The sequence below is a fragment of the Rhizobium sp. CCGE 510 genome (assembly GCF_000292525.1).
Classification (GTDB): domain Bacteria; phylum Pseudomonadota; class Alphaproteobacteria; order Rhizobiales; family Rhizobiaceae; genus Rhizobium.
This window is the reverse complement of sequence record NZ_AEYF01000029.1, coordinates 164,291-190,798: the sequence shown is the minus strand read 5'-3', so window position 1 is coordinate 190,798 and position 26,508 is coordinate 164,291. Positions and strand designations below refer to the sequence as shown.

The window sequence follows — 26,508 nt, the reverse complement described above, 5'->3', positions numbered from 1 at the left end:
CACGGTCAATACGCCCTTCGGCATCGCCCTCAAGGTCGACGAGCGCCGCGAAACCAGCATGCCCGGCATCTACGCTGCCGGCGACCTCGCCAACCCCCTCATGGCCTCGGTCACCACGGCAATATCGCAGGGCGCGACGGCGGGTATCTCCGCCCAGCAGTCGATGCTGGTTTGAGAAGACACAGATGGAATTCGAACACGTCACTTTCGACCTGCCACACGGCACCTTCCACGCACTGCAGGGTGGTGATCCCGATGGTCAGCCGACGCTTGTCTTACACGGCTTCCCGGACCATCCGCCGACCGCGACGCCCTTCCTTGCCGAGCTCGGCCGCCGTGGACGTCACGTCGTCGCACCCTGGCTTCGCGGTTACGCGCCGTCCCCGACCGCGGGGCCGTTCGACATGGCAGCCCTCACCAGCGACGTGCTCGCGCTGATTGACCGCTGGTCTCCGGGGCGAGCCGTAGAGTTGGTTGGCCACGACTGGGGCGGCGCGATCACATACGATGCCTGCGTCACCGCGCCGGAGCGGATCGAACGCGCGGTCACGCTAGCATTCCCCCACCCACTGACGTTTCTGAGCCGGCCGCGCCTCGCTCAGCTACGCCGGAGCTGGTACATGGGGCTCTTTCAACTGCCGGGAAGCGGCTGGATCGTCACCGCCCGCGATCTCGCCCTCATCGACCACCTCTGGCGTCAGTGGTCGCCCGGCCTCTCGCTCGATCCAGCTCTCCAGGCGGAGCTACGCGAGCACCTGCGGGAGAGCATGCCCGCGCCGCTAAAGTACTACCGGGGGATGCTGCGACCCGGCATGCTTGGGGCGATGCGCCGCCTGTCTCAGCCGATCACAACGCCCCTGCTGCAGCTCCACGGTGCGGACGATGGATGCATCTTCCCCCAACAGGTCGACGACAGACATCGGTTCGCCGCTCGGCACGCGATGGAGGTCGTCCCCGACGTCGGTCACTTCCTGCACATCGAGGCACCCGAGACGATCGCGGAACGGATTGCGGCATGGGCCGAGTAACCCCGTCGAAAATCTCTGGCTCTGCAGATGCCGCAGCCGGTTGGCCGAGTTCCACATCGAAAAGACCTCCCCCGGTGAGTCGATCGCGAGGAACCCGTCCACTCTGCGGCTACCTGTATCCTTCGCTTCGCTAGGTACTCGTGGCCATAGGGAGATGCGCCCCGCGACAATCAAAAGCGCGCACTTGGGAGGCCGCAGAAGAATGCGACCTCCGGGCTTTTGACCTAGCCGACAGAATTATAGAACGACGAGGAGATCCTTTGCGTCGATCTGGTCGCCGGCCTTAATGAGCACTTCTGCGATCGTGCCGTCCCTTTCGGCATGGATCGCGGTTTCCATCTTCATGGCCTCGATGGACGCGAGGACGTCGCCAGCCTTGACTGCCTGCCCTGGCGAGACGAAGACGCGGGAAATGACGCCAGGCATTGGAGAACCTACATGGCTGTCATTTCCCGGCTCCGCCTTACGACGGGCCACGGCTGCGGAGGCCCCGATGACGCGGTTCGGGACACGGATGCGCCGTGGTTGGCCGTTGAGCTCGAAGAAGACGGTCACCATCCCCTGGTCGTCGGTCTGGCTAATCGCCTGTGTGACGACGACGAGGGTCTTGCCTTTCTCGATTTCGGCATACAGCTCCTTGCCGTCGGCGAGACCATAGAAATAGGCCGGCGTCGGCAGAACGGACACGGGACCGTAGGTGTCGGAGGCGAGCGCAAAGTCGGTGAAGACCTTCGGATACATTAGGTAGGAGGCTAACTCGAAGTCATCGATCTTCCGCTCCAGCTTGGTCTCGATTGCCTTGCGCTCGGCATCGAGGTCAGCGGGCGGCAGAAGAGAGCCGGGAACCGCGGTGTAGGGTTCGGCGCCCTTCAGCGCCTTCTTCTGCAGCGCCTCTGGCCATCCGCCAGGCGGCTGTCCAAGATCTCCTTTCAGCATTGCCACAACAGAATCCGGAAACGCGATATCCTTTTGCGGGTCCTCAACCTCAGCAACAGTCAGGTCCTGCGAGACCATCATCAGCGCCATGTCGCCGACCACCTTGGAGGACGGCGTCACCTTGACGATGTCGCCGAACATCTGGTTGGCTTCGGCATATGCACTGGCGACCCTGTGCCACTTGCTCTCCAAGCCGAGCGAGCGCGCCTGCTCCTTGAGGTTGGTGAACTGGCCGCCTGGCATTTCGTGCAGATAGACCTCTGAGGCAGGTCCCTTGAGGTCGCTTTCGAAGGCGGCGTACTGATTGCGAACGGCCTCCCAATAGAAGGAGATACGGCGGATCCATTCCGGATCGAGGCCCGGATCGCGCTCGGAGCCGCGCAGCGCCTCGACGATCGAGCCGAGGCAGGGCTGAGAGGTGTTGCCAGCGAACGCATCCATGGCTGCGTCGACCGCGTCCACGCCCGCTTCCACTGCCGCCAATACCGTCGCGGCTGCGATGCCCGAGGTGTCGTGCGTATGGAAGTGGATCGGCAGGCCGGTCGCTTCGCGCAGCGCCTTGAACAGCACCTTCGCCGCCGCGGGCTTGAGCAGGCCGGCCATATCCTTGAGCGCGATGATATGGGCGCCGGCCTTTTCGAACTCGCCCGCAAGGTCGGTATAATATTTCAGATCGTATTTCGGACGGGCCGAATTGAGAATATCGCCGGTATAGCAGATCGCCGCCTCGCAGAGCTTGTTCTCCTCGGCGATGGCATCCATCGACACCCGCATGTTCTCGACCCAGTTCAGGCAGTCGAAGACGCGGAAGAGATCGATGCCGCCGCGGGCCGCCTGGCGGACGAAGTATTTGACGACATTGTCGGGATAGTTGGTGTAGCCGACGCCATTGGCACCGCGCAGCAACATCTGCAGCAGCAGGTTCGGCGCGCCCTCGCGGATCAGCGCCAGCCGCTCCCACGGATCTTCGGTCAGGAAGCGCATGGAGACATCAAAGGTGGCGCCGCCCCAGCATTCGAGCGACAGCAGGTTCGGCAGCGCATGCGCATACGTGCCGGCGATGCGGGCGATATCATAGGTGCGCATGCGGGTGGCGAGCAGTGACTGGTGGCCGTCACGCATCGTCGTATCGGTCAGGAGCACGCGCTTCTCATTGCGCATCCATTCGCCGAACTTCTTCGGGCCGAGCTCGTCGAGAAGCTGCTTGGTGCCGTCGGCAATGCCGCTGCCGTTGGAATATGGGACGATCGGCTTTGCAGCGTCATTAGACGGACGAGCCCGGTCCTTCGCCTCCGGATGGCCATTGACCGTTACATCAGCGAGGTAAGTCAGCAGCTTGGTGGCGCGGTCCTTCCGCCTGACCTGTGCAAAGAGTTCCGGAGTCGAGTCAATGAAGCGGGTCGTATAGCTGTTGTCCCTGAACTTCGGGTGGCTGATGATCGCTTCCAGGAAGGTCAGGTTGGTGGCGACGCCACGAATACGGAACTCGCGCAGCGCGCGGTCCATTCGCGTGATCGCCTCGTCCGACGAGGGAGCCCAGGCTGTGATCTTTTCCAGGAGCGGGTCGTAATAGCGGGTTACGACGCCGCCGGAATAAGCCGTTCCACCGTCGAGACGAATACCGAAGCCGGATGCCTGCCGATAGGCGGTGATGCGGCCATAGTCGGGAATGAAGTTGTGCTCCGGATCCTCGGTCGTGATGCGACACTGAAGGGCATGGCCGTTGAGGCGGATATCCTTCTGCTCTGGTACGCCCGACTCTTCGGTTCCTATCGCAGCGCCGTCGAGGATGTGGATCTGCGCCTTGACGATATCGATGCCCGTGACGACTTCGGTGACGGTGTGCTCCACCTGGATGCGCGGATTGACTTCGATGAAGTAGAAATTGCCCGTGTCGGTATCCATCAGATACTCGACGGTGCCGGCACCGATGTAGTGGGTCGCTTCGGCAATTCTCAACGAATATTCGGCGAGTTCCCGCCTTTGCTCCCAGGTGAGGTATGGCGCTGGCGCGCGCTCGACGACCTTCTGGTTCCGCCGCTGGATCGAGCAGTCGCGTTCGAACAGATGAACGACGTTGCCGTGCGTATCGCCAAGGATCTGGCTTTCGACGTGGCGCGCCCGCTCGACGAGCTTCTCGAGATAGACCTCGTCCTTGCCGAAGGCTGCCATCGCCTCGCGCTTGGCTTCGGTCACTTCGCGTGCGAGATCCTTCGGATCGCGGATGGCGCGCATGCCGCGACCGCCGCCGCCCCAGGAAGCCTTCAGCATGACGGGATAGCCGATCTCCTTGGCCATCTCAGCCACTTCGGCCATATCCTCCGGCAGCGGCCCGGTGGCCGGTACCACAGGCACGCCGACCGAGATCGCCAGGTTGCGCGCCGCGACCTTGTTGCCGAGCTGGCGCATCGTATCGGCCTTCGGGCCGATGAAGATGATGCCGGCCTTGTAACAGGCATCGACGAATTCGGGGCTTTCCGACAACAGACCATAGCCGGGGTGAATGGCGTCGGCGCCCGAAAGCTTTGCGACCCGGATCACCTCGTCGATCGATAGATAGCTTTCGATCGGCCCGAGATCGCGGGCAAGATGCGGGCCACGGCCCACCTGATAGCTCTCGTCGGCCTTGAAACGGTGAAGGGCAAGCTTGTCCTCCTCAGCCCAGATAGCGACCGTCTTGATGCCAAGCTCGTTCGCTGCGCGGAACACGCGGATGGCAATTTCCGAACGGTTTGCCACCAAAATCTTAGAAATGCTCATCGAACCTCCTCCATTCGCTCGAGTATTCGCTCGGCCCGCAGCAGGACCGGCCGGTCGATCATCTCGCCATTCAGCGAGACGGCTCCCACCTCGCCTCCCGCCTCCTCCGCGGCAGCGAGTATTCTTTTCGCCCACGTCACCTCCGCCTCGCTCGGAGCGAAGCCGTGGTTGATGGCTTCAATCTGCAGCGGGTGGATCGCAAGCTTTCCCGAAAAGCCGAAAGAGCGGGCGACGCTGATGTCCGTCATGAGCTGGGTGCCATCGCTATAGGCTGCGGTCACGCCCTCGATCGGAGCCGCGATGGACGCCAGGCGGGAGCGAAGCACGATCTCCGAGCGTGCGGCGGCAAGACCCGGACCGTCCTCTGGAATCCCAAGGTCAAGCTGGTAGTCGATGGAGCCGAATGCGATCCGGTCGACGGCTACGTGTGAGGCGATTTCTGCGCAGCGTTCGATGCCGAGGGCAGACTCGACGAGCGCAATTATCCGGATGTCGCCACTGCGAGACACCACGCGATCGAGACTATCGTTCCCTTCGGTCTTGGCCAGCATCACTGCGCCGACCCCGACGCCTTTGCATGCTTCGACGTCTTCTTCAAAATCGCACGTTGTTGAAGCATTGATCCGGACGACGATCCGGTCCAGGCCATCGCCGGCGTCCAAGGCCTTCAACGCTTCCCTCGCCCCGGCCTTGCGAGCCGGCGCGACCGCGTCTTCAAGGTCGATCACGACGACGTCGGCGGCCGTCGAGAGCGCCTTGGCGAAGCGTTCAGGACGATCGCCCGGAACGAAGAGAAATGACCGCGCCCGGCCGATGACCTTCGTCGTTCTGCTGCGATCAACCGGCATGTTCCACCTCCCCAAGTTCGGCGAGAATGGTGGCGTTGTGTTCACCGACGTCAGGAATGCGGTCCATCCGTGGTCGAAACTCGGCGGGAAGCGCTGGGGGATAAAGGGCTGGCATTGGCCCCACCGGCGTGTCGACTGTCGTCCACCGATTTCGCGCCTTCAGTTGTGGATGATCCCACACCTGATGCATGTCGCGCACGACCGCATTCGCGATGTCGGCGGCTTCGAGCCGCTCGACGACCTCTGCGGCGGTGAACCGTCCGAAGACGTCGAGAATGATCTCGGCGAGAGCGTCTCGCGCCGCGGAGCGTTTAGAGTTGGTATCGAAGCGCAGATCCGTAGCGAGGTCGGGGGTTTCGAGGACCTTCTCGCAGAAATTGACCCATTCTCGCTCGTTCTGGATCCCGACCATGATCGTGCTTCCGTCCCCGGCCTTGAAAGGTCCGTACGGGTAGATGCTGGCATGGGACGCGCCGGCCGCGACGGGCGGTGGCGCTCCGTCCATGGCGTAGTAGAGGGGAAAGCTCATCCACTCCGCCATGCATTCTAGCATGGACACCTCGATACGGCATCCGGTTCCCGTCGTCGCGCGACGAAGAACGGCCGCCAGAATCGAGCTGTAGGCATACATGCCCGCTGAAATGTCCGCGATCGAGCAACCAGCCTTGGCGGGGTTCTCCTCCGAGCCCGTTGTCGATAGAAAGCCCGCCTCGCTCTGGATCAGCAGGTCATATGCCTTCTTGTTGCGATACGGCCCGTCCGAGCCGTAGCCCGAGATGTCGCACACGATTAGCCGAGAATTGACAGACTTTAGGTGTTCGTAGCCCAGGCCCATCCGGTCGGCAGCCCCTGGTGCGAGGTTCTGGACGAACACGTCGGCACGAGCGAGCAGCTTCATGACAACGGCATGATCCCGCGGATCCTTGAGGTCGATGGCAAGACTCTCCTTCGACCGATTGACCCATACGAAATGCGAGGCCATGCCACGTGCCCGGCTGTCGTAGGCGCGCGCGAAGTCGCCGGTGACGGGCCGCTCGATCTTTATGACGCGTGCGCCGAGATCGGCAAGTTGTCGCGTGCAGAACGGCGCCGCTATGGCGTGTTCGATGCTAACGACTGTGATCCCTTCAAGGGGACGAGGCTGCTGCTGCATGGTGTCAAGATCCTTCCCGGCGTCACTCCTGCGCCAATCGCGCGGAATCTGCCTCGACAGCGCCTTTATGTCGAATATATAAAACAAGCGATATTCAGAGGGTTTTCGTATGGATGAGTTCAAGCGGTTTCGCTATTTCGTCGCCTGCGCGGAGGAACTCCACTTCAGCCGCGCGGCGGCGCGCCTGGGCATCGCGCAGCCGCCCCTCAGCCAGCAGATCAAGCAGCTCGAGGAGGAGATCGGCACCAAGCTCTTCACACGAACGACACGGGGCGTCGAGCTGACACAGGCTGGTGAAAGTCTGCTGCCGGACGCGCGTGCAGTGCTCGACGCCGCCCGCAGGGCCATCGTGACAGCGCAGCAGGTCGGCCGGGGGGAAGCTGGATCAATCCGCGTTGGCTTCACCGCATCTGTCGCACTCAATCCGCTCGTGCCGAAGGTAATCGCAAGGTTCCGCGAACAATATCCGCGTGTCGACGTCCAGCTCTCGGAGAGCACAACGAGATCCTCGTTGGCCGCTCTGCGCGATGGGAGGCTGGACTTCGCGTTCATTCGACCCGCGTCGCAGGAGCTTGAAGGACTTCACGTCCGAAAGATCCTCGACGAGCGAATGCTTGCCGCCCTGCCCGCATCGCATCGCCTTTCCGGCGAGACAACGATCGGTTTGGCGGACCTCGCGCAGGACTCGTTCGTTCTCTACCCGCGTGCGAACGGCCAAGCTCTCTACGACGCGGTCATCGGCGCCTGCCAGACGGAAGGATTCAGTCCCCGGATCGTACAGGAGGCGCCGCAGATGACCTCGACCGTGTCCCTCGTCGCCGCGGGCGTCGGCGTGACGCTTGTGACCGAGTCCATGCGGCAGCTTCATAGCGAGGGCGTAGTATACCTCGAGGTAAAAGGCATCGCGCCCGTCGCCGAGATGCACATGGCGCGCCGCGAGAGGCCCGTTTCCGCTGTCATTTCGAACTTTGAGCGGGCCGTCGCTATTGCCCTCCATCCCATCGCACCCCTCGAACCGACGTCAACGTTATGACCTCGGCTTCCTGATCTGGACGGAAGCTATGGCTGAGCGCTGCCGCAAGAGAACCATTCGGGCCGACGTTGGGATTCGCCGGCTCGATCCAACAAAGCTTCACCGACAGCTTCTACTGCTCGTCGGCTCCGGGCAGCGGAACGTATCGGAGGTAAGTGTGCGATCCGGAACGTCGCTGCGGTGAATCGTCGATGGACGAAGGCATCGGGAGCGAAGCTTATTCCATCAGACTGGCGCCACTTGGACTGACCAACGGTGGACGCCACCACGGATGCGGACTGCGGCCATAATTTCGATGTGGGCTCGCGACGCTTTGCCTGCTAAAGAGGCAGCAGTTATATCGCCGGGGATACCATGCCGAAGATCGTCGACCACGACCAGCGACGCGCCGAACTGATCCAAGTTATTCTGAAAGTCATGAGCGAGCACGGCCTCGCGGGAACGACGATCCGCACGATCGCCCGTGCGGGAGGCTTCAGCAGTGGGGTCCTCTCCCACTACTTCACCAACAAGGACGAGATGGTCAACTTCGCGTTCGGCGCCGTCGCGGAGGCGATCTTCGTCCGCGTCGATGAGCGGCTTCAGAAAACCAAATCGCCGAAGGACCGCGTGCGTCTCCTCGTCGAGGAGCTCGTGCCAAGCAATGGCACCGATCGGGAATCTATCGTTTCGATCGCCTTCTGGGGGACTGCGCTCCACGATCCTGATCTGCGTTCGCAATTCCATGAGCGGTATGAAAACTGGCGGAACTATTTGCGCAGGGAGCTTGTCGCGGCGGTAAATGAAAGCGGCTCCGACGAGACCAACGTCGATGACAACGTGGAGCTTCTCGTTTCCCTTGCCGACGGGTTCCTCATCTCCTGGACCCTCGATCCCAAACGCTACGACAGCGCTATGCGCCAGCGACTGATTACCAAGGGACTGAAACTATTCGATCTTTAGCGAATTGCTGCACCGCGCAATAAAATTGCGCTTGACAACACGTTTGGCAAATTTTATTTTCGCACAACTGTCGTATAAAAATAAACTGTAGCACGACAGCTTGGGAGTTTCAGGACTCGACCTTTGTGTGCCGAGCGCCCGTCGCGGGCCGCCGGAGGCTGCGCTTTTGCCGCCAGAGTGTTAAACTTAGCAAGAAAAGAGGGGATCATGGATCTTCACCCACACGACGGCATCACGCTTCGAAAGAACGCCATTGGCCTGCTCGGCGTCGTCTTCTTCGTGATTGCCACAAACGGCCCGCTGACAGTATTGATGGGCGCTGTTCCCAGCGCAATCACCTTCGGCAACGGAATCGGCCTTCCGGGCGTCTTCGTCCTGATCGGCCTTATCTATCTCCTGTTTAGCGTCGGCTTCGCGGCCATGGCCCACCACATCAAGAACGCCGGCGCCTTCTACGCATATGTTTCGAGCGGTCTCGGACACCCGCTCGGAGTCGGCGCTGCCTTCATGGCGATCACCGCCTATGCCAGCCTCAATCTGGCGCTCTACGGCATGTTCGGCTTCTTCGGCAGCCACCTGCTCACACACATCACCGGGCTGGAACTGCCATGGTGGGTCGTCTGCGCGGTCTTCGCCATCGTCGTTCATTTCTTCAGCACGCGGAACATCCAGTTCAACGGCAAGATGCTTGGAACGCTGATGCTCGCCGAAATCGCCATCATCCTGATCTTTGATGCAGGCGTGTTCATCCAGGGCGGCGGCCCCGACGGCCTCACGTTCGCGCCTTTCGCCCCGTCCAACGTCTTCGTTCCGGCGCTCGGCTCCGCCATCGTCTTTGTCATCAGTGCTTTCACCGGCTTCGAGACTGCCGCGATCTATGCGGAGGAGGCTCGCGACGCGAAGCGCACAGTTCCCCTCGCCCTGTATATCTCTGTCATCGTCATCATGACGCTCTATGCCGGCTCGACCTGGCTCCTGATCGCGGCATACGGCATTGAGGAGGCGCTGAAGACGGCTGCCAACAATCCCGGCGAGATCTGGTTCACGATGTCGACGAAGCTCGTCGGCGCGTGGTCGGCGGACGTCATGGACGTCCTGATGACGACCAGCCTCTTCGCCGCAATCCTCAGCTTCCAGAACACCCTGTCGCGCTACCTCTTCTCGCTTGGACGCGAAGGCGTGATCTGGCGCGGCTTCGCAGTCCTTCATCCGAAGCAGCAGACGCCGACCATCGCCAGCGGCTTCCAGTCGGTGCTGATGATCGCGGGTATCGTCGCGGCAGGCCTTTACAGCCTCGACCCACTGACGGTCCTAATGCCCCTCGCCGCGACGCCCGCCTCGATCGGCATTGTCGTCGTGCAGTTCCTGGCTGCGCTCGCGGTAGTGGGCTTCTTCCATACTTCCAAGCGCGACGCCAACCTTTTCCAGAGACTGATCGCCCCAGGCGTGAGTGCGATGGCCCTCGGCGCGGTTCTGATCATGATGCTGATGAACGTCAGCCTTCTGACCGGTGGCAATCCCGTCTTCGACTGGCTTCTTCCGACCTCGGTCTTCGCCATCGGGCTGTTCGGCGTCGCCTACGCGATGTGGTTGAAGCGCAACCGGCCAGCGGTTTATCAGAACCTGGCTCGCGTGCTCAACGAGGTCTAATGCCTAGATGGGCGGGGATCCTGTCCCCCGCTCCCACGGACCCTTTTCCAGATCGTTTTATAAAACGACTGTTGCAATATAAAGGAAATTCAAATGCTCGAACGGAACCATGGCTACTGGACCGAACGCGCGGCCACTCTCCGGCCCGAAGGCAGAGCCTTTATCGCCGGTGAATTCGTGAACGCCGTTTCGGCAGCGACATACGAGAACCGCAATCCCGCCACTGGCGCAGTGATCAATCTCGTCGCGTCGTGCGACCAGCTTGACGTGGACGCTGCAGTGGTCGCGGCCCGCACATCGTTCGAGTCAGGCGTCTGGTCCCGCATCACCCCCACCGAGCGCAAGAAGACTCTCCTCAAGCTTGCCGAACTCATCGAGCGCGACAGCGAGGAGCTTGCTCTGCTCGAGTCCCTTGATATGGGCAAGCCAGTAAGCGTCGCCTTCGGGTACGAGCTTCCAGAACTCGTCGAATACGTCCGCTGGTTTTCGGAAGCAATCGACAAGCTCTACGACGAGGTCGCACCGGCCGGCCAAGGCAATCTCGCGCTGATACGTCGGGAGCCGGTCGGTGTAGTCGGCTCCGTTGTTCCCTGGAACTTCCCGCTCGATATGGCGATCTGGAAGACCATACCGGCTCTTGCCGCTGGCAACTCGGTCGTCCTGAAGCCCGCCGAGCAGTCTCCGCTGACAGCGTTGAAACTGGCAGAACTGGTCAAGGAGGCCGGCATTCCGGAAGGCGTTTTCAATGTCGTTCCTGGGTTCGGTAGCGCGGTCGGCCGGCCGATGGGCCTTCACATGGACATCGATTGCATCGCCTTCACGGGATCGACCGAAGTCGGCAAGATGTTTCTCGGCTACTCCGCCTCCTCGAACATGAAGCTGGTATGGCTCGAGTGCGGCGGCAAGAGCCCGAACATCGTATTCGCGGACACCGAAAATCTGGACGCCGCCGCCGAGGCCGCCGCAAGGGTCTTCTATAATCAAGGCGAGATTTGCTCGTCCCCGACCCGCCTCCTCGTCGAACGCTCGATCAAGGACGTCTTCGTCACCAAGGTCGTCGCCCATGCAGCGGCCTATCGTCCGCGCGATCCGCTCCATCCGGAAAGCATGATGGGCGCGATGGTCGACGGCAATCATGCCAACCGCGTCATGGAGTTCATCGAAGCCGGAAAGAAGCAAGCTCGGCTGCTCCTCGGCGGCAACCGCCTGACCATCAACGGCTCCGAGAACTTCATCGAGCCGACCATCTTCGACGAGGTCCAGAACGATCACGTCATTGCGCGGGAGGAGATCTTCGGCCCCGTACTGGCGATCATCGCCTTCGACACAGAAGAGGAGGCCGTGCGCATCGCGAACGACACCGTCTATGGTCTGATGGCCTCGGTCTTCACCTCCAACCTTTCCCGCGCCCATCGCGTCTCCAATGCGTTGAAGGCCGGCACCGTCGCGGTCAACGCCGTTGATATGATCTCCCCGCTCGTGCCGTTCGGCGGCGTGAAGCAGTCGGGCAACGGCCGGGACAACTCCCTTCACGCCTTCGAAAAGTACACGTCGCTCAAGACGACGTGGATCAAGTACTGAGGATTCAGGAAGATGACCACGCCCACGTCAATCGTCGTTGCGGGAGCCGGCCAGGCTGGCCTGCAAATCGCAGCTTCACTCCGCCAGGCAGGATACGATGGCTCCCTCGTTCTCGTCGGCGACGAAGCCCATCTTCCCTACCAGCGCCCGCCCCTTTCGAAGGCGTTTCTGAAGCGGGAAAGCGACGCGGACAAGCTGCTGTTGCGAGTGAACGACTTCTTCACGACCAACAAGATCGACCTGGCACTGGGCGGAGGCGTGGACAGCATCGACCGGACGAAACGGCGCGTCGTCCTGAAAGACGGGCTGAGCCTGCCATACGACAAGCTCGCCATCGCGACCGGCGTTCGCGCCCGCCCGCTTGAACTCGTGGGCGCCCGGCTCGCCAACGTGCACACGCTCCGCTCGATCGGGGATGCGAACGGACTCCTCGACGGCATCGAGGCCGGCGGCGACATTGTCATCGTGGGGGGCGGCTTCATCGGACTGGAGGTAGCCGCTTGCGCAGCCTCCCTCGGGAAAAAGGTTACCGTGCTGGAAGCCAGTCCGCGGGTGATGGGCCGCGCCGTCGCTCCCGAAACGTCCGCCTTCTTCGAACGCATGCATTCCGGGCTTGGCGTTGCCATCCGCACGAGCGCCCAGATCGCAAAGATACGCGGCGATGAACGCGCAACGGGCGTTGAACTCTGCGATGGAACGATGATCCCGTGCGATCTCGTCTTGATCGGCGTTGGAGCGGTCCCGAACGTCGAGATCGCGTCGACCGCCGGGCTCGCCTGCGCAAACGGCGTCGTCGTCGACGCCCAATGCCGCACCTCGGACCCGGATATCCTCGCCGTCGGTGACTGTGCATCCCATCCAAACCAGTTCGCCAACGGCCTCTTCCGTCTGGAGAGCGTTCAAAATGCAATCGACCAGTCCAAGGTGGCGGCTGGCACCATGCTCGGTGCGGAAAAGGAGTACAATGTCGCCCCGTGGTTCTGGTCTGACCAGGGACCGTTCAAGCTCCAGACGACCGGGCTGCCAATCGACGTCGAGGAACGGGTTGTTCGCGGATCGACCGAGGACGGCAAGTTCAGCGTCTTCCATCTCCGCGGCGGAAGGATCGCCGCCGTCGACAGTATCAACGCGCCCGCCGATCACATGATTTCGCGTCGCCTGGTCGCGGCAAGAACCGCCGCGACGGCAGGAGTCCTGGCGGACCAGTCCACAGACCTCAAAACTCTTCTTTGAACAGGAATGTCGAAAATGGCAGACAAGCTAGATGTAAGAACCCCCTTCGACGGAAAATTCATCGGACAGGTGGATGTCGCCGACGAGCCCTCCATCGAGGCCGCTCTTGAACGCGCCTATCGCCTCCACCGTGACCGCAGGCAATGGCTGAAGAAGCAGGACCGGATCGCGATCCTCCGTCGCGCTGCCGGGATTGTACGAAGCCGCCGCGAAGAGCTGGCGCTTCAGGTGGCGTCCGAAAGTGGAAAGCCACTGAAGGATTCCCTTGTCGAGGTGGACCGGGGGATCGATTGTTTGGATATCTGCGTCGAGGAGCTGCGTACGAATGCCGGCCACGTCGTGCCGATGGACATCAACGCGACCTCCGCCGGCCGACTGGCATTCACTCAGCACGAGCCGATCGGCGTCGTTCTCGCGATCAGCGCCTTCAATCATCCGTTCAACCTCGTCGTCCATCAGGTCGCTCCGGCCGTCGCGGTCGGCGCTCCGGTCGTCATCAAGCCGTCTGCCAAGACGCCGCTTAGCTGCCGTGCGGTCCTGGAGATCTTCGCCGAGGCTGGCTTACCGGACGGCTGGGCCCAGATGGTCCTGCCCACGGACAACGAGCTTATCGGGCGCATTGTTTCTGATCCGCGCGTCAGCTTCCTGACCTTCATCGGCTCCGCTTCGGTGGGATGGCGTTTGCGCTCGCGTCTCGCGCCCGGTGCGCGCTGCGCTCTCGAACACGGTGGCATCGCGCCCGTGATCGTCGCTCACGACGCCGATCTGGACGCGGCGATTCCGCGCCTTGGCCGCGCTGCCTTCTGGCACGCCGGCCAGGCATGCGTCTCCGTCCAACGCGTCTTCGCCGACAGGCGGATCTCGGAAAAGCTCGCCGAAGGCATCGCCGATTTCGGCAAGTCGCTCGTCACGGGCGATCCGACCTCGATGGCTACGGACGTCGGACCTTTGATCACACATGCCGAGAACGACCGTGTCGCGAGCTGGGTGACCGAAGCCGCAGAGACCGGCGGCGGCAAACTCGTTTCCGGTGGTCAGAAGATTTCCGCAAGCTGCTACGAGAACACCGTGCTTCTCGACCCGTCCGTAGAGGCAAAGGTCTCGCAACGCGAGGTGTTCGGGCCGGTGGTGTCCGTCTACAGCTACGACGACATTGACGCCGCCATCCGGCAGGCCAACGACACGCCATTCTCCTTCCAGGCCGCCGCGTTCACAAGCAACATCGACACTGCCATGCATTGCTATCGTAACCTCGACGGGACCGCCGTCATGGTCAACGAGCACACACTCTTCCGCGTCGACTGGATGCCGTTCGCCGGCGCCCGCCAATCCGGCCACGGGGTCGGCGGTATCCCGCACACGATGCGGGAAATGCAAATCGAAAAAATGATGGTCTGGCGCTCGGACGCCCTGAATTAAGGTCTACTATGTCTCAAACATCAAGCCTGCTCGCGCGCCGCGAGGCCGCAGTCGCCTTTGGAGCCGCCACCGCCCATCCGGTCTTCGTCGACCGGGCCATCGGAAGCGAGATTTGGGACGTCGACGGAAAACACTACGTCGACTTCGCATCCGGCATCGCGGTGATGAACACCGGTCACCAGCACCCCGCAGTCACGCAGGCGGTCACGGCCCAGCTTTCCAAATACGGCCACGTGGCGTTCCCGGTGAATTCATACGCGCCCTACATCGAAGTCTGCGAACGGCTGAATTCCGTCGCTCCCATCAAGAACGCGAGGTCCGCGCTCTTCACGACGGGCGCGGAGGCCGTCGAGAATGCGATCAAGATCGCCCGCATCGCGACCGGCCGTCTGGGTGTGATCACCTTCACAGGCTCGTTTCACGGCCGCACCCAGCTCGCGATGACGATGACCGGAAAGGTCGCGCCGCTTCGCACGGGCGTGCCACCGACGCAGCCAGGGGTCTTTCAGCTTCCTTTCCCGATGCCCCAGCACGGGACAACCGAGCGTGACACGATGAAGGCGCTTGACCACCTGTTCCGGGCCTCGATCGCGCCCGATCAGGTCGCGGCGATTATCATCGAGCCGGTGCAGGGCGAAGGCGGCTTCTATCGGACGCCGAACTCCCTGATGAACAAACTCCGTGAGATCTGCGATACCCACGGGATACTGCTGATCGTCGACGAGATCCAATCCGGCTTTGGCCGCACTGGCCGCTTCTTCGCGATCGAGCACTACGAAGTGGAGCCTGACCTCATCACGGTCGGCAAGGCGATCGGTGGTGGTCTGCCGCTCGCGGGCGTGGTGGGCAAGGCAGAGATCATTGGCAAGCCGCTGCCCGGCGCTCTTGGCGGAACCTTCGCAGGCAACCCACTCGCCTGTGCCGCAGCCCTCGCCGTCTTCGACGTCATCGAGAAGGAGAACCTGCTCGCCGCCGCCGACAGGATCGGCTCCTTCCTCGCCGGCCGCCTCGAAGTCGTCCGCGACCGCAACGACGTGGTTCCGATCGGAGAGATCCGACAGATCGGGGCGATGGTCGCATTCGAAATCGTCAAGGAACGCGGCGCCCACGAACCGGACGCCGAGGCCACGAAGCTGGTGGCCGCGAAGGCCCGCGACGAAGGCGTCCTTCTGCTGCCGTGCGGCTACTACGGAAATACCATCCGCCTGTCAGCGGCATTGACCGCGTCGGACGAAATCCTCGACGAGGGCCTCGGACGTCTCACCAAGGCGCTCGTCCAAATCGCAGCAAACTCCTAGGAAAGAGGTGCAGAAATGACCAAGATCACCTTCATCGACGTTCAGGGGACCGAGAAGACCGTGAACGCCAGCGACGGCCGCTCCCTCATGGAGACTGCGGTCGCCAACTCGATCGCCGGCGTCGACGCCGACTGCGGTGGCGCCTGTGCCTGCGCCACCTGCCACGTCTACGTCGACCCCACCTGGGTCGACCGCATCGGAGCGGCTGGCGCGATGGAAGTGGACCTGCTCGAATTCGCCAACGAGCCCAACGAGCGCAGCCGCCTGTCGTGCCAGATCAAGGTCACTGCGGACATGGACGGGCTTGTCGTCCAAGTGGCGGCCGCAGCCTGAGGAGAACACAATGAGCTTCAATCAACCGCTTGGCGGCAACGAAATGCCGAGGTTCGGCGGACCCGCGACCATGATGCGGCTTCCGACGGCAGCGACGGCCGAAGGCCTCAATGCATGCTTCATTGGCGTCCCCCTCGACGGTGGGACGTCCTACCGCGCCGGCACACGTTTCGGGCCGCGTCAAATCAGGGCCGAATCCTGCCTGTTGAGGCCGTTTAACGTTGCAACGGGCGCCGCGCCGTTCGAGAGCCTGCAGGTCGCCGACGTCGGCGACGTGGCGATCAACACCTTCAATCTTCCCGACACCGCGCGGCGAATACGGGAGGCGTACCAGGAACTGCTTCGCCACCCGGTCATCCCGCTCAGCCTGGGCGGCGACCATTCGATGACGTATCCGATCCTGCAAGCGATCGCGGAAAAGCACGGCCCCGTTGCGCTCGTCCACGTCGACGCCCATGCCGACATCGGCGATGCGATGTTTGGCGAGAGGATCGCCCACGGCACGACATTCAGACGCTGCTACGAGGACAACCTCATCGTGCCGGAACTGACGTTTCAGATCGGTCTTCGCGGGACCGGCTACTCGCTTGACGACTTCAACTGGTCGCGTGGCAAGGGCTTCACGGTGGTTCCGGCCGACGAGTGCTGGGACAAAAAGCTAAGTCCTCTCATGGAGGAGATCCGGTCAAAGATCGGCGATCGCAAGGCTTACATCTCCTATGACATCGACAGCCTCGATCCCGCCTACGCTCCGGGGACCGGCACGCCCGAAATCGGTGGGCTGACGACGGCGCAGGCGCTGCAGATCATCCGCGGCTGCCAAGGGCTTAACATCGTCGGCGCCGACCTCGTCGAGGTCTCGCCGCCATACGACCAGTCCGGAAACACCGCGCTCACCGCCGCCAATCTCCTATTCGAGATGTTGTGTGTGCTGCCGGGTGTAAAATACGCGTAACAACGACAAAAGCTGGGAGGCCTCCTGTGACCATCGATATCGACAAGATCAACTTTACCGATCCGGATTTCTGGCAGCGCAAGGACCGTGACGAGGCGTTCGAGGCGATCCGCAACGAACGACCCGCCTTCTGGAATGAATTTCTGCCCGGTCCCGAGGAAGCGTCGAAAGGCTTCTGGTCCGTCACGCGCTACGACGACATCGTCAAGGTCAGCACGGATTCCAAGACCTTCATCAGCGGCAAAAGCACCTACATTGGGGACCAGACGGTGGAAGAAGCGCACGAGGAAGGTTGGTTCCTCAACATGGACGCGCCCGATCATTTCAAGCTGCGCCAGATCGTCTCCAAGGCCTTTTCGCCGCAAGGGATCCAAAAGATGCGCGACGCTGCGGAGCGTTACGCCAACGAACTGGTGGCCGTCGCTAAGGAGAAGGGAAGCTGCGACTTCGCAACCGACGTTGCCCAACCGTTCCCCGTGGCGGTCGTTTGCGACTTCCTTGGCGCACCCCAGGAGTATCGCAAGCGTCTGCACGAACTGACACTCATCGCCATGGCGGGCGACGCAAAGGAGCTTGGTGGGGTCGAGGCGATCCCAGGTGCGTTTGCCGAGCTCAACGCGATGGGGGCCGAACTCGCCAAGGAACGTCGCCGGGCGCCGAAGGATGACATCCTGTCGCTGATCGGGGCGGCCGAGATCGACGGCCGGAAGCTCACCGACCAGGAGGTTGGCTATTTCTTCCAGCTCCTCGTCACCGCCGGGATGGAGACAACAGGTACGGTCGGCGCGCACCTCATGCGGCTGCTGCTGGAAAACCCCGACCAGATGAAGATCTGGATGGACGATCCTTCGGGGACCGCTCCCACAGGCATCGAGGAGGCCGTCCGTCTCGTCTCGCCGATCATGCATATGCGCCGGACCGCTTCCGTGGACGCCGAGGTCGCCGGACAGAAGATCGCGGCCGGCGAGAAGGTCGTGATGTGGTACTACTCCGGCAACAGAGACGAGCGGCAGTTCAAGGACCCGCTCAAGTTCGACGTCCTGCGCAGTCCGAACCCGCACCTCGGATTTGGCGGCGGCGGCCGTCATACCTGCCTCGGCGCGCACCTTGCTCGCATGGAACTCCCCTATCTGGTCGCGGCAGCGCTTCGTGAGTTGCGGGCGATCGAGCCGTCCGCGCCAGCGAAGTTCGTACCTTCGCGCTTCGTCAACGGCATCTCTTCCCTGCCAATCATCTACAAGGCTGCGTAAGCTATGAAAATTCACCAGAACAAGACCTTCGTGCTAACGGGCGTCTCCTCCGGGGTCGGCGCGGCGACCGTGGATCTTCTGAAGTCGGAAGGCGCCCGGATCATCGGTCTCGACCTCAAGGAGCCGACATCGACGGTCGACCGGTTCGTGCAGTGCGACCTCACGCATCCCGACCTGATCGACGAGGCCGTATCCAGAATCGACGAAACCGTGCACGGCCTGGTCAACATCGCCGGCGTGCCGGGTTCGCTGCCGGTCGACGTGGTGGCGAAGGTAAATTTTCTCGCCCTTCGCAAGCTGACCGAAGCCCTCCTACCGCGGATCGCCGACTTCGGCGCCGTCGTGAACATTGCCTCGACCGCAGGCCAGCAGTGGCGGACCCGAGTGCCGACCTGCAAGAAGGTGATCCTGGCGGAGGGCTGGGACGCCGGACTTGCGGCCTTTCTGGACGTCGGTCTCGACTCCGTCGCAGCTTACGACTTTTCGAAGGAGCTGGTGATCCTCTACTCGCAGCTCGTTTCCAGTCGCGAGCGTCATCGCGGCGTCCGCGTCAACACGATCAGCCCTGGCGCGGTTCAAACGCCAATCCTGAAGACGTTCTACGAAACCATGGGGGCAGACCTGCTCGACAACTTGCGGAACCATGCCGGTGGCCGCGACGCCAAGCCGTCCGAGATCGCCGGCCCCGTCAGCCTGCTGCTCAGCCCCGAGTCCCTCTGGGTAAACGGCGCCGATCTTATCGCCGACGGTGGCGCCGAGGTGCTCATGAACCTCGAGGCCGACGCGGTTCCGGCGAAGCCGCTGCAGTACTAGGAGAAATCATCGAATGGCCAGCAACGAATGAAGATCCTCTCGCCGACGGCGATCCTTGGCTACGGGTTCCCGGAGGAGTCGTTCGCGCTCGGCCTGCAGAGGAAGCCCGACGTCATCGCGGTCGACGCGGGATCGTCGGACCCCGGCCCTTACTATCTCGGGGCCGGCGTCTCCTTCACGGACCGCTCCGCGGTCATGCGGGATCTGACGATCATCCTGAAGGCCGCGCGCGATCTCGACATCCCGGTCCTCGTCGGCAGCGCCGGGGGATGCGGCGCCTCCCCTCACCTTGCCTGGACGCTCGACATCGTCAAGGAAGTCTGCGTCTCGATCGGCTACCACGCCAAAATCGCCGCCATCGACGCCGACGTGCCGCGATCCAGCGTCCTCGACGCGCTTTCTAAGGGCACGCTCACCGGCGTTATTCCAGAGCAGGAGGCGGCCGAGAAAGCGATCGCCGAAAGCACCTACATCGTCGGGCAGATGGGCGAAGAACCACTGATGGCTGCGCTCGAGTCCGGCGCGCGCGTCGTCGTCGCTGGCCGCTGCTACGATCCGGCCGTGTTCGCCGCCCTGCCGATCCTCCAAGGTTTCGACCGCGGCCTTGCCCTCCATCTTGGCAAGATTCTCGAGTGCGCCGCAATCGCCGCACTTCCCGGAAGCGGCAGCGACTGCATGCTGGGCACGCTTGCAGCCGACCATTTCGTGCTTGAACCGACGTCGCCGAACCGTGTCTGCACGGTCACCTCGGTCGCAGCCCACACTCTCTACGAAAAGAGCGATCCCTACATGCTGCCTGGTCCGGGTGGTCATCTCGACCTCACGGAGACGCGTTTCGAGCAGCTCGACGCGCGTCGGGTCAAGGTTAGCGGAAGCCGGTTCGTGCCGTCCGACGGATACCGCATCAAGCTCGAAGGCGCGCGCAGGGTGGGATACCGCACGGTCTCCATCGCTGGGGTCCGCGACCCGGTGTTCATTTCACGGATCGACGAGATCCTGGCCGGCGTGCGGGCGCGCGTGGTTGATAACTTCAGCCATGTAGCTGCGGACGCCTATAGTCTGATGTTCCATGTCTACGGAAAGAACGCGGTCATGGGAGCGCTCGAGCCCGTCCGCAATCCGGCTCCGCACGAGCTGGGCATCGTCATCGAAGCCGTGGCGCAGACACAGGATCTTGCGAACACGATCTGCAGCTTCACCCGCTCGACGGCCCTGCACTTCGGCTACGAGGGCCGCGTTTCGACGGCCGGCAATCTCGCCTTTCCCTACTCTCCGTCCGATTTCAAGGGCGGCGAGGTCTACGAGTTCAGCCTGTACCATCTGCTCGAGGTCGCAGACCCGACCTCGCTGTTCCCGATCAGAACATTCGTCGTTGGAGATGCCCCATGATCCGTCTTGTCGACGTCGCAACCGTCATCCGCAGCAAGAACGCCGGCCCCTACGAACTTACCCTCGACGTCATCTTCAAGGATTCGACCTGGTTCCGCCGCGCCCGCGACGGGGCCTGGATCAACGAAGAGCTGATCGCCCGGCTCTATGGCGTGCCACGCTCCGACGTCTTCGCCGTGATCCCCTTCGAGCCGGCCAACGCCATCAAGGCGACGATTCGGCGGCCGCGCGTCTCGGCAGCCATCGGCGAGACCGACGTCTACGGCGCCCAACAGCACGCTCCGCTTCTGTCGCTCGAGTTCGACGACGTCGAACAAGGCTGACAACACGATCCACGAGAAAGAAGCCATGTCTACCGTCGTCAAGGAAGAAGACATCATCGCCAGCGTCGCGGACGCGCTGCAGTTCGTTTCCTACTACCATCCCAAGGACTTCATCCAGTATTTGGGCGACGCTTACGAGCGTGAGGAGAGCGAGAGCGCGAAGAGCGCCATGGGCCAGATCCTCGTCAATTCGAGGATGGCTGCGATTGGAAAGCGTCCCATTTGTCAGGACACCGGCACCGCGAACGTATTCGTGCGCGTGGGCATGGGAGTCCAGATCGAAAGTGAAAGATCACTTCAGGAGATCATCGACGAAGGCGTCCGCATCGCGTACCGGCGGGACGAAAACCCGCTTCGGGCTTCGGTGGTCGTCGATCCGCTTTTCGGGAGGAAGAACAGTGGCGACAACACGCCGTCGATGGTCAGCTTGGAGCTCGTGGCGGGCGACCGCATCGAGTTCGACGTCTCGGCGAAGGGCGGCGGCTCCGAGAACAAGACGAAGTTTGCAGTCCTCGAGCCCTCGGAGTCCGTCAGTGACTGGGTAGTGAGCACCGTCGAGAAGCTTGGGGCAGGCTGGTGTCCTCCCGGCATCCTCGGGATCGGCGTCGGTGGAAGCGTCGAGAAAGCAATGCTGATGGCGAAACAGTCCCTCAACGAAAGGCTCGACATCCAAGAGGTCATCCGGAAGGGACCGAGCGACAAGCTCGAGGAACTGCGCGTCGAGATCTACGACCGTGTCAACGCGCTGGGCGTCGGCGCCCAGGGGCTTGGCGGCCTGACCACAGTGCTCGACGTGAAGGTCAAGACCTTCGCCACCCATGCCGCCTCCCTCCCCGTCGCGCTTATTCCGAATTGTGCGGCCACCCGCCATGTCCACTTTACGCTCGACGGTTCGGGACCTGCGAGGTTCACGGCGCCCGACCTGTCGGATTGGCCGCAGATCGTACTCGACCAGACGTCGCGGATGGCAAGGAAAGTCGATCTGGACAACCTCACGGACGAAGAGGTTGGATCGTGGGAGCCGGGCGAGACCCTGCTGCTGTCGGGAACTCTATACACTGGCCGCGACGCCGCCCACAAGCGTATGGTCGACACGATCCGCAAGGGCGAGCCCCTGCCCGTCGATCTGCGCGGCAAGGCCATCTACTACGTCGGCCCTGTCGACGCAGTTAGAGACGAGGTCATCGGTCCGGCCGGTCCTACGACTTCGACCCGCATGGATCGGTTCCTCGCAGATCTCCTGCCCGCCACGGGGTTGAAGGTCATGGTGGGCAAGGCCGAGCGCGGTCCCTCAGCAATCGAGACGATAGCGGCCAACGCCGCCGCCTACCTCATCGCCGTCGGTGGCGCTGCCTACCTAGTCTCGAAAGCGATCAAGGCCGCCGAAGTCGTCGCCTATCCGGAACTGGGCATGGAGGCGATCTACCGCCTGACCGTGGAGGACATGCCGGTCGCCGTTGCCGTCGACTGTCGTGGGAAATCGATCCACACCATCGGTCCAGCGCGCTTCCGCAGATAGGACGCGCCGACCTCTCCCGTTAGAGACCCCGCGACATTCGCAGAGATCGACAAAGCCCGAACGACCAGTCTCCAGGGCGCTTGTCACGCGACAGCCGCGAGGTGTCTCCCGCCTTCGGGAGGCGCCAACCTGAACTGCCGCAGAGCGCTTTGGAGCATCGCTGCTTCGTTCGCCAGCGCGAAGGTGGTGGCGGTGGTCTCCTCCACCATCGCGGCGTTCTGGTGCGTCCCCCGATCGATCGTGGCGATGGCACCGTTGATCTCGGAGATCGCGGCAGCCGTCTCGTTCGACGACTGGGAGATCACGTGAACATTCGCATAGATCTCCTGGACGTGATGCGCGATCTTCTGCACGGCGACCCCAGCCTCGCGGACAAGCGAAACGCCGTCCTGCACCCGCTCGCCGGACCTCGTGATCAGCGTGTTGATCTCGCGAGCGGCGGCCGCCGACCGTTGCGCGAGTTCGCGAACCTCCTGCGCGACCACCGCGAAGCCTCTGCCACTCTCCCCAGCACGCGCCGCTTCGACGCCCGCGTTGAGCGCCAGCAGGTTCGTCTGGAAGGCGATCTCGTCGATGACGTTCAGAATGTTCGAAATCTCGGACGAGGAGGACTCGATAGCGGTCATGGCGACCACGGTTCTCGACACGACCTCGTTGGTGCGTTCGGCGTCTAATCGCGCGCCCTCGACGATCTCGGTCACTGCGGACGCCCGCCGGTTCGCCTCCTTGAAGGCCGTCGCAACCTGCTCCATTGCGGCCGCCGTTTCCTCGACGGAGGCTGCCTGGGATTCCGTCCGCTTCGACAGTTCGTCCGCAGCGCTGCGGATCTCGTTCGAACCTCCGTGGATTGTCCGCGCGCTGGCCCCGACGACAGTCATCGTGCGCTGGAGGTTATCGAGCGCGGCGTTGAAGTCCGTCCGCGCACGATCGAGCGAGGAGATGAACGGCGTCGACAAGCGGCAGGTCAAGTTTCCTTCCGACAGAGCCGAAAGACCGCCCACGAGTTCTCCCACCGCGAATGCGACGTCGCGGGCCTGCTCTTCATTGACACGCTCCTGCTGACGCCGTTCCGCCTCGATCGCGTCGGCGGTGGTCTTCGCTTCGGCCTCCAGTCGCTCCTTGTCGTCGGTCGCTTTCAACAACACCCGCAGGGCGGAAGCCATCCTCCCTATCTCGTCGGAGGAAGTCGCCATCGATAAGTCGACGCTCTTCCGTCCCTCGGATATGCCGATCGTCGCATCGATCACCTTGGCTATTCGACCGACGAGCCGAAGGCTGAGCCATGCGCCAATCCCCGCAAGAAGCACACCCGCGCCGACGATGATGGCGATCGAGGAGTTGACGAGGCTGGATAGATGCGCGAACACCGCAGCTTCAGGCACGGTGACGACGACATTCCACACGGTGCCTGGAACGAGTTCGACATCGTCGGAAACTATGAACGTCGACACGCCATCGAGTTCGGCGTCTGCCATCTCGCCGGATTGCGAAAGGATGCGCGACCACACGCGGCCATCGACGCCCAAAGCTTCGACGGGCTTTCCTATGAGCGTCTGGTCAACCCCGCTCACAAGCTTCCTGTCGGCACTGACAAGGACGACATTTCCTGCGCCAAGAGGCTTCATGGCCTCCAGCTTTCGGGAAAGTTCGGAAAGCGCCGTATCGACGCCGACGACGCCGAGGAACTTGCCGTCTTCGACGATCGACATAGCGACCGATGCGATCAGTTCCGTTCTGCCGTTGACCTCGTAAGAATAGGGCTCAGTGACCAGATCCCGCTTCAGGCTCTTCGGCACCAGGTAGTAATCGCCGACGCCTGGTGTCTCATAGTCCACGAGGACATTGCGGGTAATCTTCGCCCCGTCGCGCGAAAAGTAAGGCAAGTACCGACCCGTATCGTCGTAGCCGGCGCGGTTGCGATAGCGTTCGTCGTCCGTGTCGAAGGCTCCGGGTTCCCATGCTGCTCCGATGGCGAATGCGCGGGGGTTGTCGCGCAGGAACGCTTCGATCATGGCGTCTGCACGTTCGCGGCCCCCTGCGCCGCCCTCCGACCTGATCGTCTGTAGGACCGAACGGACACCCTGCGCGACGCCGATGGCCGTTCCGAGTTCACCTTTAACGTCCGTCGCCGCCGCTTTCGCCGACTGGATCATCTCGGCAATGCTACGGTCTCGCACCTCACGATAAGCCAATGCGAACAGGACGGACGCCGTGATGACACAGGTTCCTAGGCCGATGACGACGATTGCAGACATGTTGCGAGCGACCGAAGATTTCAGAAACAAGAGTGCCTCCCTCGAAGAACATTCTTATTTATTACAACTGTTATATTAACAAATTTCGCCAGTTCGGCTAGTGCGCATATCTCCTTTCACGCCGATTCAGCTACATACCGAATTCCAAGAAGGAAACGCAGATGACGGACGCAACAACCACCTCTCTCGACTTGTCTTCGGCATCACTCGAACCTCCGACTTTATCGCGCTGGCGGCATCTGATGCAGCGGCCGCTCAAAATCCAGTTCGCCCGGATGATGCTCATAGGAAGCGACGAGCAGGGAGAACTTCTGAATGGCGAAGGTCACGTCGAATTTCCGGACGATGAGACGATCGTCTACCACATGCGCGGCACGTCAGACGACATACAGACGCTCCTGAGCAGACGAGTCTCGAGCGACAGAGATCGCTACGATGCCCGGCTAGGCTTCCGGCTCCAATGTGTCGGCGCGGACGGCGCGGTCTTTGGCAGCGCGTGGCACATACCGCACCTTCGCCCTTCCGAAGCCGGGGACGGATTCCTAATCTGCACCGGCGAGGTTCGCGGCTTCTGGATCGACGAGCCTTTGCCTGTTGCAGCTATGAATTCGACGGAAGTCGCCGTCCACATCCAGAGTGCGAGCGAGCTGGACTTCAGCCTGCATCATCTCGTGCGATCAGGCCGCACGGTTCACGTCTTCGGCGAAGAGATTCGGTTCCTGTATGATCGTCCGCATGGAACGCTATGGGCTACTGTCGGAGGATCGGGCCGTTTCCGCTTTCCATTTGCAGAGAACTGGCTCGTCGAACCATTTCGAATCCTTTTCGCCCAGCTCGTCTATCCAAGACTCATCGCTCGAAACGATGGCAATGGACGGGCGGCGGTTAGTGTCCGGACGACGTCGAGCTTCCTTCCGAACACCAGATGGATCACTCTCTGGTCGAACGATACGCGCTACACCGACTGTGATGGTTTTTGGGCACTTTATGCCTCGATCCTGGCCTTCGTCGTGCGAAGCCACGAAGGCGCAGAGGATCCGGACCTCGACTCGACCATCGTCACCGAACTCTACGAGCAGATTGTGCTCGCGACGCAGGGGTCGCGCTGGGTCTGGGCGATGGTGATTGCGAGTTCGATCGAGAACCTTCTGACGAAGCTCATGCCGGAGCATGGCGTAAATCCTTCAGCGAAATTGGCAGACCTTGAAGCACTTTCAGGGCACGTGAGGGCATGGCAAGGCGACGCCAATCTCCGAAACTCGCTTCTGGACACGCTTGCCCGTCGACGGAACCTGTCCCCGAAGAACGTTCTGACTGCGATGAAGAGAGCACGCATCATCTCAAAGGGGGAATTCGACGCCTGGGAGGGGCTCCGCAACAAGTCGATGCATGGCAACCCGATTTCCGACTACGCGAGCTCGGAGGCAGACGCGACGATGCACGAGCTGGCAAGCCTGCTGCACAAGGTCACCCTGGCAGTTGTCAACCGCGTCGATCTCGACTTCACCTTTGAAGAGCCTCGAAATACAGCAGCGGATCGGATCACCGGACTCGCGTCTGACAACGACATCAAGGCCTTCCAGGACCTGCCTTCTCCCCATGCAGTGCCCTTAGACCCGGTCGAGGTACTGCTGGAAGCATTGGCAAGGGTCGGCCTAGTGAGCGCAATCGCTGCCGTTCATCTTCACGTCGACTATGTCGCACAGAGGTATCGAACCGGCGTGCCGGAACAGCCTACGACCACCTAGGACGTCGAAGTCCAGGGCGCACTACCAAGCTATTATCATGAC

General features: G+C 62.2%; 21 protein-coding genes. 17 read left to right on the top strand and 4 right to left on the bottom strand.

The window, feature by feature from the left end; all coding sequences use genetic code 11:
- Both RCCGE510_RS15380 and RCCGE510_RS15375 read left to right on the top strand, forming a co-directional pair.
- The coding region (locus RCCGE510_RS15380) for an FAD-dependent oxidoreductase (protein WP_007631241.1) at nt 1–175 on the top strand (175 nt) is incomplete at its 5' end.
- Nucleotides 176–185: 10 nt separating this feature from the next.
- The gene (locus tag RCCGE510_RS15375; RefSeq protein WP_007631239.1) at nt 186–1,028 is read left to right on the top strand and encodes an alpha/beta hydrolase; all 843 of its coding nucleotides are present in this window, start codon (nt 186–188) and stop codon (nt 1,026–1,028) included.
- A 237-nt stretch (nt 1,029–1,265) separates the two neighbouring features.
- Here RCCGE510_RS15375 and pyc read toward each other — a convergent pair whose 3' ends face one another.
- From pyc to RCCGE510_RS15360, 3 genes are read right to left on the bottom strand one after another with little or no spacing between them, the layout of a single operon-like run.
- Nucleotides 1,266–4,724 carry a pyruvate carboxylase gene (pyc, locus tag RCCGE510_RS15370; RefSeq protein ID WP_007631237.1) on the bottom strand — a complete coding sequence of 1,153 codons (3,459 nt, stop codon included), beginning with the start codon at nt 4,722–4,724 and terminating at the stop codon, nt 1,266–1,268.
- Nucleotides 4,721–5,572: a CoA ester lyase gene (locus tag RCCGE510_RS15365; RefSeq protein WP_007631235.1), complete on the bottom strand. Its 852-nt coding sequence runs from the start codon at nt 5,570–5,572 to the stop codon at nt 4,721–4,723. Before RCCGE510_RS15365 ends, pyc begins: the two co-directional genes overlap by 4 nt.
- Complete coding sequence (locus RCCGE510_RS15360; RefSeq protein WP_037078809.1) at nt 5,562–6,725, bottom strand: CaiB/BaiF CoA-transferase family protein; 1,164 nt, start codon at nt 6,723–6,725, stop codon at nt 5,562–5,564. Before RCCGE510_RS15360 ends, RCCGE510_RS15365 begins: the two co-directional genes overlap by 11 nt.
- 109 nt (nt 6,726–6,834) lie before the next feature.
- Here RCCGE510_RS15360 and RCCGE510_RS15355 point away from each other — a divergent pair, with 109 nt between their 5' ends.
- The 14 genes from RCCGE510_RS15355 (at nt 6,835) to RCCGE510_RS15290 (ending at nt 22,463) form a co-directional block, all read left to right on the top strand.
- The gene (locus tag RCCGE510_RS15355; protein WP_007631228.1) at nt 6,835–7,758 is read left to right on the top strand and encodes a LysR substrate-binding domain-containing protein; all 924 of its coding nucleotides are present in this window, start codon (nt 6,835–6,837) and stop codon (nt 7,756–7,758) included.
- A 354-nt stretch (nt 7,759–8,112) separates the two neighbouring features.
- Nucleotides 8,113–8,700: a TetR family transcriptional regulator C-terminal domain-containing protein gene (locus RCCGE510_RS15350; protein WP_007631227.1), complete on the top strand. Its 588-nt coding sequence runs from the start codon at nt 8,113–8,115 to the stop codon at nt 8,698–8,700.
- 207 nt (nt 8,701–8,907) lie between these two features.
- The gene (locus tag RCCGE510_RS15345; RefSeq protein ID WP_007631224.1) at nt 8,908–10,350 is read left to right on the top strand and encodes an APC family permease; all 1,443 of its coding nucleotides are present in this window, start codon (nt 8,908–8,910) and stop codon (nt 10,348–10,350) included.
- 93 nt (nt 10,351–10,443) lie between these two features.
- Nucleotides 10,444–11,931, top strand: coding sequence for an aldehyde dehydrogenase (locus RCCGE510_RS15340; RefSeq protein ID WP_007631223.1), 1,488 nt, complete (start codon nt 10,444–10,446; stop codon nt 11,929–11,931).
- 12 nt (nt 11,932–11,943) lie between these two features.
- Nucleotides 11,944–13,164, top strand: a complete 1,221-nt coding sequence (locus RCCGE510_RS15335; RefSeq protein ID WP_007631221.1) for an FAD-dependent oxidoreductase — start codon at nt 11,944–11,946, stop codon at nt 13,162–13,164.
- 15 nt (nt 13,165–13,179) lie between these two features.
- Complete coding sequence (locus RCCGE510_RS15330) at nt 13,180–14,583, top strand: aldehyde dehydrogenase family protein (protein ID WP_007631219.1); 1,404 nt, start codon at nt 13,180–13,182, stop codon at nt 14,581–14,583.
- A gap of 8 nt (nt 14,584–14,591) precedes the next feature.
- Nucleotides 14,592–15,881: an aspartate aminotransferase family protein gene (locus RCCGE510_RS15325; RefSeq protein ID WP_007631217.1), complete on the top strand. Its 1,290-nt coding sequence runs from the start codon at nt 14,592–14,594 to the stop codon at nt 15,879–15,881.
- Nucleotides 15,882–15,896: 15 nt separating this feature from the next.
- The gene (locus RCCGE510_RS15320) at nt 15,897–16,214 is read left to right on the top strand and encodes a 2Fe-2S iron-sulfur cluster-binding protein (RefSeq protein ID WP_007631215.1); all 318 of its coding nucleotides are present in this window, start codon (nt 15,897–15,899) and stop codon (nt 16,212–16,214) included.
- A gap of 10 nt (nt 16,215–16,224) precedes the next feature.
- Complete coding sequence (gene speB, locus RCCGE510_RS15315) at nt 16,225–17,169, top strand: agmatinase (RefSeq protein WP_007631214.1); 945 nt, start codon at nt 16,225–16,227, stop codon at nt 17,167–17,169.
- A 26-nt stretch (nt 17,170–17,195) separates the two neighbouring features.
- On the top strand, nt 17,196–18,419 hold the full coding sequence (locus RCCGE510_RS15310; RefSeq protein ID WP_007631209.1) for a cytochrome P450: 1,224 nt from the start codon (nt 17,196–17,198) through the stop codon (nt 18,417–18,419).
- A gap of 3 nt (nt 18,420–18,422) precedes the next feature.
- Nucleotides 18,423–19,232, top strand: coding sequence for a coniferyl-alcohol dehydrogenase (locus RCCGE510_RS15305; protein ID WP_007631207.1), 810 nt, complete (start codon nt 18,423–18,425; stop codon nt 19,230–19,232).
- 27 nt (nt 19,233–19,259) lie between these two features.
- Nucleotides 19,260–20,621 (top strand): acyclic terpene utilization AtuA family protein, encoded by a 1,362-nt coding sequence (locus RCCGE510_RS15300; protein ID WP_007631205.1) that lies wholly within the window; start codon nt 19,260–19,262, stop codon nt 20,619–20,621.
- Nucleotides 20,618–20,944 carry a DUF4387 domain-containing protein gene (locus RCCGE510_RS15295; protein ID WP_007631202.1) on the top strand — a complete coding sequence of 109 codons (327 nt, stop codon included), beginning with the start codon at nt 20,618–20,620 and terminating at the stop codon, nt 20,942–20,944. The genes RCCGE510_RS15300 and RCCGE510_RS15295 overlap by 4 nt, the downstream gene beginning before the upstream one ends.
- Nucleotides 20,945–20,969: 25 nt before the next feature.
- The gene (locus tag RCCGE510_RS15290) at nt 20,970–22,463 is read left to right on the top strand and encodes a fumarate hydratase (RefSeq protein WP_007631200.1); all 1,494 of its coding nucleotides are present in this window, start codon (nt 20,970–20,972) and stop codon (nt 22,461–22,463) included.
- Nucleotides 22,464–22,546: 83 nt separating this feature from the next.
- On the opposite strand, the gene RCCGE510_RS15285 is transcribed toward RCCGE510_RS15290, so the two are convergent.
- Nucleotides 22,547–24,748 carry a methyl-accepting chemotaxis protein gene (locus RCCGE510_RS15285; protein ID WP_007631198.1) on the bottom strand — a complete coding sequence of 734 codons (2,202 nt, stop codon included), beginning with the start codon at nt 24,746–24,748 and terminating at the stop codon, nt 22,547–22,549.
- Between the two features lie 131 nt (nt 24,749–24,879).
- Here RCCGE510_RS15285 and RCCGE510_RS15280 point away from each other — a divergent pair, with 131 nt between their 5' ends.
- Complete coding sequence (locus tag RCCGE510_RS15280; protein ID WP_007631197.1) at nt 24,880–26,466, top strand: hypothetical protein; 1,587 nt, start codon at nt 24,880–24,882, stop codon at nt 26,464–26,466.
- Nucleotides 26,467–26,508 lie beyond the last annotated feature (42 nt).